Origin of the sequence: Arthrobacter sp. zg-Y40 (genome assembly GCF_020731535.1) — a bacterium.
GTDB lineage: Bacteria > Actinomycetota > Actinomycetes > Actinomycetales > Micrococcaceae > Arthrobacter_B.
In genome coordinates this window covers 162143-175150 of the sequence record NZ_JAJFZS010000008.1, presented here as the reverse complement: position 1 = coordinate 175150, position 13008 = coordinate 162143, and the positions used below count along the sequence as shown (strand labels likewise).

General features: G+C 65.3%; 12 protein-coding genes. 2 read left to right on the top strand and 10 right to left on the bottom strand.

The genetic code is table 11. The features are described from left to right. Window positions 1-8: 8 nt before the first annotated feature. From LJ754_RS08205 to LJ754_RS08170, 8 genes are all read right to left on the bottom strand, one after another. The gene (locus tag LJ754_RS08205; protein WP_227911594.1) at window positions 9-2174 is read right to left on the bottom strand and encodes a RelA/SpoT family protein; all 2166 of its coding nucleotides are present in this window, start codon (window positions 2172-2174) and stop codon (window positions 9-11) included. A 469-nt stretch (window positions 2175-2643) separates the two neighbouring features. After that, window positions 2644-3654 (bottom strand): protein translocase subunit SecF, encoded by a 1011-nt coding sequence (secF, locus tag LJ754_RS08200; protein WP_227926213.1) that lies wholly within the window; start codon window positions 3652-3654, stop codon window positions 2644-2646. Further along, complete coding sequence (secD, locus tag LJ754_RS08195; protein ID WP_227911506.1) at window positions 3654-5378, bottom strand: protein translocase subunit SecD; 1725 nt, start codon at window positions 5376-5378, stop codon at window positions 3654-3656. The genes secF and secD overlap by 1 nt, the downstream gene beginning before the upstream one ends. 93 nt (window positions 5379-5471) lie before the next feature. After that, complete coding sequence (locus tag LJ754_RS08190; RefSeq protein ID WP_227926212.1) at window positions 5472-5918, bottom strand: preprotein translocase subunit YajC; 447 nt, start codon at window positions 5916-5918, stop codon at window positions 5472-5474. Between the two features lie 103 nt (window positions 5919-6021). Further along, window positions 6022-7113 carry a Holliday junction branch migration DNA helicase RuvB gene (gene ruvB / locus LJ754_RS08185; protein ID WP_227926211.1) on the bottom strand — a complete coding sequence of 364 codons (1092 nt, stop codon included), beginning with the start codon at window positions 7111-7113 and terminating at the stop codon, window positions 6022-6024. Window position 7114: 1 nt separating this feature from the next. Further along, complete coding sequence (gene ruvA, locus LJ754_RS08180) at window positions 7115-7741, bottom strand: Holliday junction branch migration protein RuvA (protein ID WP_227926210.1); 627 nt, start codon at window positions 7739-7741, stop codon at window positions 7115-7117. 73 nt (window positions 7742-7814) lie between these two features. Further along, entirely contained in the window at window positions 7815-8414 is a 600-nt protein-coding gene (ruvC, locus tag LJ754_RS08175) for a crossover junction endodeoxyribonuclease RuvC (protein WP_227911510.1), read from the bottom strand. An 11-nt stretch (window positions 8415-8425) separates the two neighbouring features. Beyond that, a complete protein-coding gene (locus LJ754_RS08170; protein ID WP_227926209.1) occupies window positions 8426-9184 on the bottom strand; it encodes a YebC/PmpR family DNA-binding transcriptional regulator in 759 nt (252 codons plus the stop codon). 294 nt (window positions 9185-9478) lie between these two features. Here LJ754_RS08170 and LJ754_RS08165 point away from each other — a divergent pair, with 294 nt between their 5' ends. Together LJ754_RS08165 and LJ754_RS08160 are read left to right on the top strand one after the other, a co-directional pair. Beyond that, window positions 9479-10750, top strand: coding sequence for a Mur ligase family protein (locus LJ754_RS08165; RefSeq protein WP_227926208.1), 1272 nt, complete (start codon window positions 9479-9481; stop codon window positions 10748-10750). After that, entirely contained in the window at window positions 10747-11493 is a 747-nt protein-coding gene (locus LJ754_RS08160; RefSeq protein ID WP_227911513.1) for a type 1 glutamine amidotransferase, read from the top strand. The genes LJ754_RS08165 and LJ754_RS08160 overlap by 4 nt, the downstream gene beginning before the upstream one ends. Window positions 11494-11514: 21 nt before the next feature. Here the strand turns inward: LJ754_RS08160 and LJ754_RS08155 are convergent, their stop codons facing one another. Beyond that, window positions 11515-12393 carry a hypothetical protein gene (locus tag LJ754_RS08155; RefSeq protein WP_227926207.1) on the bottom strand — a complete coding sequence of 293 codons (879 nt, stop codon included), beginning with the start codon at window positions 12391-12393 and terminating at the stop codon, window positions 11515-11517. Then, entirely contained in the window at window positions 12390-12956 is a 567-nt protein-coding gene (locus LJ754_RS08150; RefSeq protein ID WP_227926206.1) for an RNA polymerase sigma factor, read from the bottom strand. The genes LJ754_RS08155 and LJ754_RS08150 overlap by 4 nt, the downstream gene beginning before the upstream one ends. Window positions 12957-13008: the final 52 nt, after the last annotated feature.

Sequence of the window (13008 nt, the reverse complement as noted above, 5' to 3'; positions counted from 1 at the left end):
GGCCGGTGCTATACCCGCCGCTGGGACCCTGTGGTCCGGTACACATCGAAGACGCCGTCGATCTTGCGTACGGCGCTGAGGATGTGGCTGAGGTATTTCGGGTCCCCCATCTCGAAGACGAACTTCGACATGGCCACGCGGTCGCTGGAGGTGTTGACGCTGGCGGAGAGGATGTTCACGTGGTTTTCCGACAGCACCCGGGTGACGTCGGACAGCAGGCTCTTGCGGTCCAGGGCCTCCACCTGGATTTCCACCAGGAAGACGCTGGACTGGGTGGGCGCCCATTCCACCGGCACAATGCGGTCCGGAGTGGCCCGCAGTTCCTGCACGTTGCGGCAGTCGCTGCGGTGCACGGACACCCCGGAGCCCCGGGTGACGAACCCGATGATCGGATCCGGCGGCACGGGGGTGCAGCAGCGCGCGAGCTTCACCCACACGTCGCCGGTGCCGCGCACGGTGACACCGGAGTCGGTGAACTTCGGGCGCCGGGCGGCCGTGGCCACCGGGGTTTCGGCCAAATCCTCCTCGGCACCTTCATGGCCGCCCATCAGGCCGACCAGGTGCTCAATGACGTTCTGCGCCGAGGTATGCCCGTCGCCCACGGCCGCATAGAGTGCCGAGATGTCCTGGTGGTGCAGCTCCTCGGCCACTGCCACCAGCGCGTCGTGGGTCATCAGCCGCTGCAGCGGAAGGTTCTGCTTGCGCATTCCGCGCGTCAGCAGGTCCTTGCCCTTTTCAATGGCTTCTTCGCGGCGTTCCTTGGTGAACCACTGGCGGATCTTGTTCCGGGCCCGCGGGCTCTTCACGAAGCCCTGCCAGTCCTGGCTGGGACCGGCGCCTTCGGCCTTGGAAGTGAAGATCTCCACCCAGTCACCGTGCTGCAGCTCGCTGTTCAGCGGAACGAGTTTGCCGTTAACTCGGGCACCGATGGTCCGGTGCCCCACCTCGGTGTGCACCGCGTAGGCAAAGTCCACCGGCGTCGACCCGGCCGGCAGGGCCATAACCTCGCCCTTGGGAGTGAAGACAAACACTTCGCGGGCATTAATCTCGAACCGCAGCGAATCCAGGAACTCATCCGGATCCGAAGTTTCCTGCTGCCAGTCCACCAGGCTGCGGAGCCAGCCCATGTCATCGGCGGTTTCGGGCGACTTGCTGCCGTCTTTGTACTTCCAGTGCGCAGCCACGCCGTACTCGGCCCGGCGGTGCATGTCATGGGTGCGGATCTGGATCTCCACCGGTTTGCCGCCCGGACCGATCACCGTGGTGTGCAGTGACTGGTACATGTTGAACTTCGGCATCGCGATGTAGTCCTTGAACCGTCCCGGCAAAGGATTCCACCGGGCGTGCAGGGCGCCCAGCGTCGCATAGCAGTCCCGTACGGAGTCGACCAGGACCCGTACACCCATCAGGTCATGGATGTCGTCGAAGTCTTTCCCCCGCACGATCATCTTCTGGTAGATGGAGTAGTAGTGCTTGGGCCGGCCGGTGATGGTCGCCTTGATCTTCACCGCATGGAGGTCATCGGCAATCTGGGAGCGGACGGTGCCCAGGTACTTTTCACGCTCGGGCGTCCGGTCCCCCACCATCCGCACAATTTCGTCGTAGACCTTCGGGTGCAGTGCGGCGAAGGAAAGGTCTTCCAGCTCCCACTTGATGGTGTTCATGCCGAGGCGGTGCGCCAGCGGTGCGAAGATCTCCAGGGTTTCGCGGGCTTTCTTGGCGGAGGACTCCGGCGAGACAAACCGCCAGGTCCGCGCGTTGTGCAGCCGATCCGCGAGCTTGATGACCAGCACGCGGATGTCCTTGGCCATCGCGACGACCATTTTGCGGACCGTCTCGGACTGGGCTGCGTCACCGAAGGTGACCTTGTCCAGCTTGGTGACCCCGTCCACGAGCATGGCCACTTCCGGGCCGAACTCACGGCGCAGCTCCTCCAGCGTGTAGCTGGTGTCTTCCACGGTGTCGTGCAGCAGGGCCGCCGCCAGCGTGGTTCCGGTCATCCCGAGCTCGGCGAGGATGGTGGCCACGGCCACAGGGTGCGTGATGTAGGGATCGCCGCTCTTGCGCTTCTGCCCTTCGTGGCTGCGTTCGGCCACCACGTAGGCCCGCTGGATCAGGTCCAGGTCTTCCTTGGGGTTGTTCACCCGGACGGTGCGCAGCAGCGGTTCGAGCATGGGTGAATACCCGGGGTTGCCGCGTCCGGCGAGGCGGGCAAGCCGGGCGCGCGTGGAGCCGCGGCGGCCTGTTGGGGGTGTCCGTCCGGCGCCGGGCTTGGCCGCGGCTCCTGCGGGAGCGGGAGCCGGTGCGGGAGCCGCTACGGGAGCCACGGCTGCACGGGCCGGAGCCTGCACGGAGTCAGCCGGGGTGGGGACAGCCGTGTCCGGCGCCGCGGCGTCAGGAGCCGCGGCGGCCTCGGGCCCCGGATCGATCCCGGCGGCGCGGCTGTTCCCTGCCCCATTGGCAGGTGTTGCGCTGTTGCCCACTGCCGACCTTTCTTCGAAAAATTCAGTACAAGTGCCCTGTCAACCAGTCTAAGCCTGCCCGCACCGCTTAAACCGCAGGTTCCGCACTCCCGGCAGGGAGTACGGAACCGTGGGGTTTATTCGTGAGCAGTTCCGGTGCGGGCCCGGACTCCCGGAGGTACTAGGCGTCGGCGACGGCCGGCGTCTTGCCGGCGCGGCGTTCTTCGACGCGTTTGGCCTGCTTGCGGATCCCGGCCTCGTCGCGGCGCAGCCATGCGTACATGGGCGCTGCGATGAAGATGGTGGCAATGGTGCCCAGGATGATCCCGACAAACAGTGCCAGGGACAGGTCCTTCAGGGTGCCTGCACCCAGCAGCAGGGCACCAATGAACAGGATGGAGGCCACCGGAAGCACTGCCACCACGGAAGTGTTGATGGACCGGACCAGGGTCTGGTTGACGGCCAGGTTCACTTCCTCGGCGAAGGTCCGCTTGGTGCGCTTATCCAGGTCCTTGGTGTTTTCGCGGACCTTGTCGAAGACCACCACGGTGTCATACAGCGAATAGCTGAGCACGGTCAGGAACCCGATGATGGCCGACGGCGTCACCTCGAAACCGCTCAGCGCGTACACACCGGCGGTCACCACCATGACTACCAGCAGTCCGGTGACGGCAGCCAGCGACATCTTCCAGGTCCGGAAGTACAGAGCCATCAGCACCGCGGCCAGCGCCACGAACACGATCAGGCCAACCAATGCCTGCCGGCTGACGTCGCTGCCCCACGTGGGACCGATGAACGTGGAGGTGACCTCATCCTGGCTCACGCCGTAGGTATCGGCCAGTGACTCCTTGACCTGGATGGTCTGGTCGTCGCTGAGCTTCTCCGTCTGGATCCGCATGGTGCCCGGGGCAATGTTGGTGACCTTCGGGTCTGCGGTGCCGGCCACCTCGGCTACGGCTTCCTCACCGCGGCCGACATCGGTGTTGGCCACGTTGGAGACCGTGAACTCGGAACCGCCGCGGAACTCGATACCGAGGTTGAAGCCACCCTTGGCCACCGGGATGAGGATGGAAATGACTACGGCAACCCCCGCGATCAGGAACCACAGCTTCGCTTTGCCAACGAAGTTGTAGGACCGCTTTCCGGTGTAGAGGTCATTGCCGAATGCGGCGAAACTGGGGAGCTTGCTCATTACTCGCCGTCCTTCTCGGAGCTGCGGCCGCTGCCGGCCATGGAGTCGTGCTTTTCGGCAAGCCGGCGCTCGGCAATGGTCATCCGGCGCTCGGCTTCCTTGGCAGCGGCCTTGTTCTTGCCGCGCAGGGCCGGGGCATCGCCGGGCTCGCGCATCCGGCCGGCACCGCGGTACAGCGGCACCGCGCCCAGCCTGCTGGCATCCAGGCCGGAGAACCGGTGTCCTTCACCGAAGAACTTGGTGCGGGCCAGCAACACCATGGTCGGGTGCGTGAACATAAAGACCACGATCAGGTCGGCGACGGCGGTCAGTCCGAGGGTGAACGCGAAGCCGCGCACGTTGCCAACGGCAACGAAGTAGAGCACGACGGCGGCCAGGATGTTCACTGCCTTGGAGGCCAGTACGGTGCGCTTGGCCCGCTTCCAGCCGGTGTCCACAGCGGAGACCAGTCCGCGTCCGTCGCGCAGTTCGTCGCGGATGCGTTCAAAGTAGACGATGAACGAGTCCGCTGTCTGGCCGATGGCGACAATTAGGCCCGCCACACCGGCCAGCGACAGCCGGTAGTTCTGGCTCCAGCCCAGGATGGCGATGGCCAGATAGGTCAGCACACCGGCAACCACCAGGGACGCGATAGTGACGAAGCCCAGTGCGCGGTACTGGAAGAGCGAGTAGACGGCCACCAGGATGAGGCCGATCAGGCCGGCGATAATGCCCATCCGCAGCTGGTCGGCACCGAGGGTGGCGGACACCTGCTGTTCGCTCTGGATGTCGAAGCTGATCGGCAGGGCACCGTACTTCAGCTGCTCGGACAGCGCCTTCGCGCTCTCCTGGGTGAAGGTGCCGGTGATCTGTGCGTTGCCGTCGGTGATCACGTTGTTAACCGTGGGTGCAGAGATGATCTGTCCGTCCAGGACAATCGCGAACTGGTTCCGCGGATCGCCCTTGAAGGTGATCAGCCGCTCGGTGACTCCACGGAACGCGTCAGTGCCCTCATCGTTGAAGTCGATGTTGACGGCCCACTGCCCGGTGGAAACACCGTTGCTGCTCTGTGCCATTCCGAAGCTGGCGGTGGAGATATCCGCACCGGGAACTTCCACCGGACCCAGGATGTACTTTCCGGCCGTGCCGGGTTCGCACGCGACCATCGGCTGGTCCGCCGGCGCCTGCTCCGCGTTGGCGATGGTGTCCGGGTTCAAGCAGTCGGTGGTTTCGAACTCGGTCTGCAGTTCCGGGGTAATCCAGTTGGTGTCCGACTTGTCCGTCGGCTCGGCTGACGGCGTCGGCAGCTGCTCAGCGGGAGTCGGGTCGGTGACCGCTGCTCCCTGTCCCCCGCCGCCGGCCAGGACCGGGCGGAACTCCATCTGGGCTGAGGCCTGGATGAGTTCGCGGGTTTCGGCATCCGGGACACCCGGCAGCGAGACCACGACGTTGCGGTTGGACTGCGTGCTGATCTCCGCTTCGGAGACGCCGCTGCCGTCCACGCGCTGGCGGATGATCTCCACGGCCTGGTCCAGCTGCTCGGCAGTGATTTCATTGTCACCGCCCTGCACCTCGGGTGCCAGGATCATCTGGGTGCCGCCCTCAAGGTCGAGGGCAAGCTTCGGGGTCCAGCTGGCGTTGCTCCACATGGAGCCTCCGCCAAGCAGAAGGGCAAGGGCCGCAAAAATGACGCCCAACCAGATGAGCGTCTTTTTGGCGGCCGAGCCGGGGCCGGTACGGGGCATAGGGAATATTCCTTAAGGGCGAAGATCACCGGAACCGTTCGGGCTCCGGTGAGGCAAGCGGGACCGCAATGCCCCGCTTGGCTCGTGGAGAGTCTAGTTCTCTTTTTTCTCGTCGCGGTTCAGGCGCTTGAGTGTTTCTTCGGGAGTCTCGTCCTGAGGAGCAGCTGCGTCACGGGCGACAGTGGCGTCCGTGCTGCCGTGAGGGTCCTTGCCGAGGGTCAGCGAAGAAGCGTCGTCGGGAACAACGGCGGTTCCGGTTTCCGTGTCTTCTTCAGCGGCCGGGACAGTGACTACCTTGGTCAGCGCCTGCAAGTGCACGGTAGCGGTGTTGCCCGGGGACAGCTCCAGGACGGCCTTGTTTTCTTCCTGGTCCACGGAAACGATCCGCCCGAAAAGCCCGAACTGGGTCATGACCTCGGTGCCCGGAACCATCTGGGAACGCTGCTGGGCCACCGACTGCGTCGTCTTCTTCTGCTTGCGGAACATCATGATCACGAAGACCACCAGGAGCAGGGGAAGAAGGAGATCAGTGGGATTCACGTGGGGAGTTCCATTTCTGTTGGGGAAGGTTCAGGCATTTCCGGGCATCGCGCCGGGACCGTGCCGTAGGGCCAGTCTAAGGGGAAAACGTGGAAGGAACCTGTTAAGTTTCCTGAGGCGTCCAGTCACCGGCTCCGGCCGCGGTGGCCGTGCCGGGTCCGGAGAACATGTTCGCGGGCATGGCCGCGGCCACGTGTTCGGGCATTTGCAGCCCCAGGTGCTCCCAGGCCGCGCGGGTGGCAATCCGGCCCCGCGGGGTCCGGCCCAGCAGCCCCTCGCGGACCAAGTAAGGCTCAGCCACTGTTTCAACCGTTTCCGGTTCCTCACCGACGGCGATGGCCAGGGTGGACAGGCCCACCGGGCCGCCGTTGAATTTGGTGATCAGGGCGGTCAGCACTGCCCGGTCCAGCCGGTCCAGGCCAAGCACATCCACTTCGTACATATCCAGGGCGGCGCCGGCCGAACGGGCGTCAATCTGTTCGATGCCGTGGACCAGGGCCCAGTCGCGGACCCGCCGCAGCAGCCGGTTGGCAATACGGGGCGTGCCGCGGGAGCGGCCGGCCACCTCGGCGAACCCGGCCGAGTTGACCTTCATATCCATCAGCATGGCTGAGCGGCGCAGCACCAGTTCCAGCTCGTCCGTGGAATAGAACTCCAGGTGCCCGGTGAAGCCGAAACGGTCCCGGAGCGGGCCCGGCAGCAGGCCGGCACGGGTGGTGGCACCCACCAGGGTGAAGGGAGGCAGCTCCAGGGGAATGGCGGTGGCGCCGGCTCCCTTTCCCACCACAATGTCTACCCGGAAATCTTCCATCGCCATGTAGAGCATTTCCTCGGCCGGCCGGGACATCCGGTGGATTTCGTCCAGGAACAGCACCTCGCCCTCGGTCAGGGAGGACAGGATGGCGGCCAGGTCGCCGGCGTGCTGGATGGCCGGTCCGGAGCTGATCCGCAGCGGCGCGTTCATTTCCGCAGCGATGATCATCGAGAGGGTGGTCTTGCCAAGGCCGGGCGGACCGGAAAGCAGCACATGGTCTGCGCTTCGGCCGCGCAGCCGGGACGCTTCCAGGACCAGGGACAGCTGTTCGCGGACGCGTTTCTGCCCCACGAAGTCATCCAGGTTCTTGGGCCGCAGGGCGGCTTCTATGGCTTTGTCGTCCGGGTCCGGGCCCGGGGCGACCAGTGATTCAGCGGACATGTCAGCCGGCCTTCCGGCGTGAGGATGCGCGGGCGCCGTCGGTGCCCAGGCGTCGCAGGGTCAGCTTCAGGATCTCGCCCACGTTGCCGGTTGCGGCGACGTCGGGGTGTTCGGCAGCGGTGTCCTCGATGGCCGTCGTGGCATCCTTTTCGGACCAGCCCAGCCCGGTCATGGCTGCCAGCACCTGCTCCTGCCAGCGCGGGGCGGCAGGGTTTTCCGTTGTTCCGTGCGGCACCAGCTTGTCCGCCAGTTCCAGGACGATGCGCCGGGCACCCTTGGGGCCTATGCCGGAGACCTTACTGAAGGCCTTGTCGTCTCCGGTGGAGGCGGCCACGCGGATGGCTTCGGGGGTGTGCACGGCCAGGACGGCCAGCGCGATCCGCGGCCCGACACCACTGACGCCGAGGAGGATTTCAAATACCTCGCGCTGGTCGGCGTCGGAGAAGCCGTAAAGGGTCATGGAGTCCTCGCGGACAATCATGGCCGTGTGGACGGACGCTTCACTTCCCGTGCGCAGGGTGGCGAGGGTCTGGGGCGTGGCCTGGATGAGCATCCCGAGTCCGTGGACATCGATGACTGCCGAATTGAGGCCCACGTGCGAAACGACCCCGCGGAGGGAACTGATCATGAAGGAACTCCAGAGGCTGTATAGAACATATCTACGAATACCCTACTTGCTGGTGCCCGCATTCCCCTGCTGTTCAGTAGCTTCCGCGTTTTGCGCGTGCTTCGGCTTCCGCCCACAGCCGCTGCGCCGCCGTCATGCCGGTGTTCGGTGCGGTGCCCCGGGATGCCGAACCGGCAGTGGGTCCGGGGCCGGCGACGCCGCGCCGCCAGGCGTGCGTGATGGCCAGGGCCAGGGCATCGGCGGCGTCGGCGGGCTTGGGCATTTCGTCCAGCCGCAGGATCTTGGTGACCATCTTGCCCACCGCGTCCTTGTTGGCCGAACCGGATCCGGTGACCGCCGCCTTGACCTCGGTGGGTGTGTGCAGGGCCACGGGGATGCCGCGCCGGGCCGCGGCGGCAATGACGACGCCGGAGGCCTGGGCGGTGCCCATCACGGTGCTGACGTTGAGCTGGCTGAAGACCCGCTCCACCGCCAGGACGTCCGGCCGGTGGGTATCCAGCCACAGTTCGATGGCTTCGGAGATCACCAGCAGCCGGGCATCCAGGGCGGTTCCGGCCACGGTGCCTACAACACCGACGGCCACGAGGGTGGCCCGGCGGTTCCCTTCGACCTCAACTACCCCGAGGCCGCAGCGGGTCAGGCCGGGGTCCACCCCCAGGACGCGTAAAGACACTGGATGGGCGCTTAGTCGTCTTCTTCAAGCTCGGCCATGACTGCGGCCGGGATGTCAGCGTTGGAGTAGACGTTCTGCACGTCGTCGAGCTCTTCGAGGGCGTCCACGAGCTTGAGGAACTTGCGGGAAGCATCGGCATCCAGTTCCACATGCATGGAGGGTACGAATTCGGCTTCGTCGGTTTCGTACTCGATGCCGGCTTCTTCCAAGGCACCAACAACGGCGCGCAGGTCCTGCGGCTCCGAGATGATCTCGAAGTTCTCGCCGGACTCCTTGACCTCATCTGCGCCGGCATCCAGCACGGCCATCAACAGGTCATCTTCGGTGAGGCCGTTCTTGGGCAGGTTCACGACGCCCTTGCGGGTGAACATGTAGGCCACCGAGCCCGGATCGCCCATGTTGCCGCCGTTGCGCGTTACCGCCAGGCGCACCTCGGATGCTGCGCGGTTCTTGTTGTCCGTGAGGCACTCGATCAGCAGGGCCGAGCCCTGGGGACCGTAGCCTTCATACATGATGGTCTGGTAGTCGACGGCCTCGCCCAGCAGGCCGGCACCGCGCTTGACGGCACGGTTGATGTTGTCGATGGGCACAGAGGTCTTCTTGGCCTTTGAAACGGCCAGTTCAAGGGCCGGATTGCCCGCCATGTCGGCGCCGCCGGCACGTGCTGCAACTTCGATGTTCTTGATCAGCTTGGCGAAGGACTTGGCGCGCTTGGCATCAATTACGGCCTTCTTGTGCTTGGTGGTTGCCCATTTAGAGTGGCCCGACATGCTCTACGCTTCTCCTAAAGATCCTGTGGATAAAAAGTCCGGCTGCCCACCGCCTGCCTTGGGCCGCGGGAATACCCGCCCAGACAGGGACACCGGCTGGCTTCCCGAACGCACTGCCATAATTCTAGCGACCGAATCCCGTTCCGGCGGCGGAAACGCTGCCGCACTTTCCCCTGCGGCCCCTGCTGCCGCTCCGGCCCGGGTCAAAAACACCGGTTCCCGTCCAGCTTTGCGTGCAGCCTCACGCCGCCCCGGCCCGCCTGCGGACAGGGCGGTGCGCTATATTCAGTAACCATGAGTTCTTTCTCCATCCTGGTCGGAAAACTGGTCCGCAGTGCCTCCAAACTGCGTGGCGGCGGCTCCGCCCTGCCGGGCCTGGTGGTGGAGAAAATCGACCCCGACTTCATCCGCCGCACCCTCGCGGACCTGCCGCTCGGCGTCGCCGTCGTCTCCGGCACCAATGGCAAAACCACCACAACCAAGATGGTGGTGGAGCTGCTCGAGAGCCAGGGCCTGAAGGTCTTCACCAACCGCACGGGCAGCAACTTCACCCGCGGTGTAGCCGCGGCCCTGCTGGGCGAGGTGAATATGCGCGGCCGGCTGGATGCCGACATCGCCGTCCTGGAGCTGGACGAGGCGCACGCGGTGCACTTCGTGAAGCTGATCCAGCCGCGCTACAGCCTGCTGCTGAACGTGCTGCGGGACCAACTGGACCGGTTCGGTGAGATCGACAAGACCACTCGGCTGCTGGAGCAGATTGCCCGTGCCACCACTGAGACCGTGGTGTTGAACCGGGAGGACCCCCGGGTCGCCGGCATTGCCGAGTCCCTGACTACCCAGCGCGCCGTGTACTTCGGCCTGGATGCCTCGCTGCGCAGCACCTTCCCCAATGACGACGAGATGCGCGGCAGCCTGGCCGAGGCCCTGGCAGCCACGCAGGAAGCCGACGTCGTCCTGACCCGTGTTGGCGAGGCGGATGCCGATTTCCTGGTCGACGGCGCAACCCGCACCTCCGGCCTCAAGCTCCGGGGAGTCTACAACATCTTCAATGCCGCTGCTGCGCTGGCCTTCGCCAGGACCATCACCGGCAAGGACACCGACGCCGAGGCACTGTTCACCGCGCTGTCCAACGTTGAGCCGGCCTTCGGGCGCGGCGAATCACTGACGGTCAACGGGCAGCCGCTGGAACTGGTGCTGGTGAAGAACCCCAGCGGTTTCCGCCTCGGGCTGAAATCTTTTGCGGCTCACGGCTACTCGACCATGATTGCCATCAATGACAATTACGCCGACGGCAGGGACATGTCCTGGCTATGGGACGTGGACTTCGAATCCCTCGCCGACCGCGGCGTGGACGTGGTCAGCGGTGTGCGCGCCTATGACATGGCGCTGCGCCTGAAGTACGACGACGTGCCCGTACGCACCGTCGAACCGGACATCACGGACGGCCTGAAGCGTTTCATCAAGGACTCACCCGGGGTTCCCATGCGGATCTTCTGCACGTACACCGCCATGCTGGCGGTGCGCCGGGAACTCTCCAAGATCACGAAGGTAGAGGTGGTCTCATGACCGAGGACCGCACCATCAAAATCCTGCAGCTGTACCCGCGGGAAATGAACATTTACGGCGACTGGGGCAACGTCCTGGTGCTGAAGCAGCGCCTGAAATGGTACGGCTATAACCCCGTTGTGGAGGAATACAACGCCGGGGACACCTTCCCCGAGGGCGTGGACATCATTGTGGGCGGCGGCGGCCAGGACAGCGGGCAGGTGGTGATCCAGCAGGACCTCCAGGAACTCGCGCCCACGCTGCGGGCACTGGCCGACGACGGCCTGCCGATGCTGGTGATCTGCGGCCTGTACCAGCTGTTCGGGAAGTTCTTCAAGACGCACGAGGGCACGCTGATCCCGGGGATCGGCATCCTGGACCTGGAAACGCACGGCGGCGATGTGCGGCTGATCGGCAACGTGCTCTCCGTCAGCAGCGAGTTCGGCGAGATCCACGGTTACGAGAACCACAGCGGCCAGACCTTCCTGGGCCCCGGCGTCGAGCCGTTGGCCGAGGTGCGCAAGGGTGAAGGCAACAACACCAAGGACAACACCGAGGGTGCCCGGTATAAGAACGTGGTGGCCAGCTACTTGCACGGCTCCCTGCTGCCCAAGAACCCGGCCATTGCCGACTTCCTGATCCAGCAGGCCGCCATCCGGAAATTCGGCAGCTTTGAGCCGACGCCGCGCTCCGAAGAGGACCTGGCCGAGCTGTCCAAGCTCTCCGAAATGGCCCGGCAGCACGCCGGGCAGCGGCCGCGGTAGTTCGCGCGCGGGACGCAGGGCCTAGAAGCTGAGTTCCTGGGTCCCGGTGGTTCCGTCGCGGTAGGTGACATTAACGGTTGTGCCACCACCGGATGCGTTCTGGAGTTCGGCGCCGGGCAGCCACAGGGCGAAGTGTCCTTTGAACACGGTCGCAGCCACTTCCTCACCCGCGATACTCATGTACGTCACTCCCACGACGTCGTCGCCGGCTCGCCCTGAAGCTATCGAGATTGGTTTGTTCCTGATCATCCCGGTTCCCAGCTGGGTGGGCGCGAGGGATCGAGCAGCGGGATCGGTTTCGGCGCCGAGCCTGCCGATGGAGCCGATCATGCCCCCGTCGAACAGGGGCGCGGAACCATCGGTGATGCAGGTCGCTTCGAAACCGTCGGCGCCGGTAAGGACCACGGTCATCCACTCACCGCGGCGCTCCGCGATAGCCACCTCCGCGGTGGCAAGGTCCTGTGCATACATCCCGTCCCCCGTGTTTTTGTTCGATGCCATGCAGTCCGCCGCGGCCTCATCGAGGTCGGCTCCGGAAAGGGTTACCGGGTTCGCTGTCCACGTAGCGAATGCTGCATCACCGCCGGAAAGCGAAGGGAGGACGAGCAGCCCGGCCGTGGCGGCTGCGGCCAACCCGCCGAGGACGACGGCGCGCCGACGTCGGACGGGCGCCCCGTGCTTCTGCCCCCGGAATGGGTCATTCCTTCCAGCCCTGGCCCGCTCCCCAACCCCGACCTTGGCCGGAACCGTCGCGGGCGCCGTCGCCGTCGTCCTCCGTGCAGTGCTGCCAGCGAGGATGTGCTCGAGGTCGGCCTGCGCCCGTTGCGGACGGGCGTCCGGGGCTTCATTCGCTGCGTCCATGCTGCGCAGCATTGTGTCTATGTCCTGAAGGCGTTTCATGGCATTGCCGTCCTTTCGGGTGCTGCTGCTGACCTGCTGGAAGGGTCCGGAAGATGATCAATGAGCAGGCGCAGGGCGCGGCGTGCGCGGCTTAGCCGGAGCCGGTAGGCCACCGGGGATATGCCGAGCACCACGGCCGCCTGCGGAGCGGAAAGGTCCTCGAAGACTGACAGGCCTAGTGCTTCCTGGTGCACTGCGGACAGGAGATGCCACGCGCGGCTGAGGTCGACCCGGCTCATCACCGCATCCTCGTGCGAGCTGCTGTAAGGCTCACCGCCAATGTCACTGAGCCGGACGCCGAGGGCCTGCCGGCGCTGCTCGCTGCGCTCGGCGTTCAACATGACGTTCCGGGCGATTCCGAACGTCCAGGCCCGCGCGTCGTCGTGGTTCCGGGGAACCTCGGCAAAGCGGCGCCATACAACGAGGAACGCATCCGACACCACGTCTTCGGCCAAAGCCGCGCCTGTGCGCCGTTGCACGAACCGGAGCACATCCGGGTACACCGCTGTGTACATAGCCCGGAAAGAGTCCGCCCGATCAGCGGGCGCTGAAAGATCATCCATACCCATACATGTCCCCCATGGGCCCAAGTGTGTCGCACGGAAGGCAAAGCTA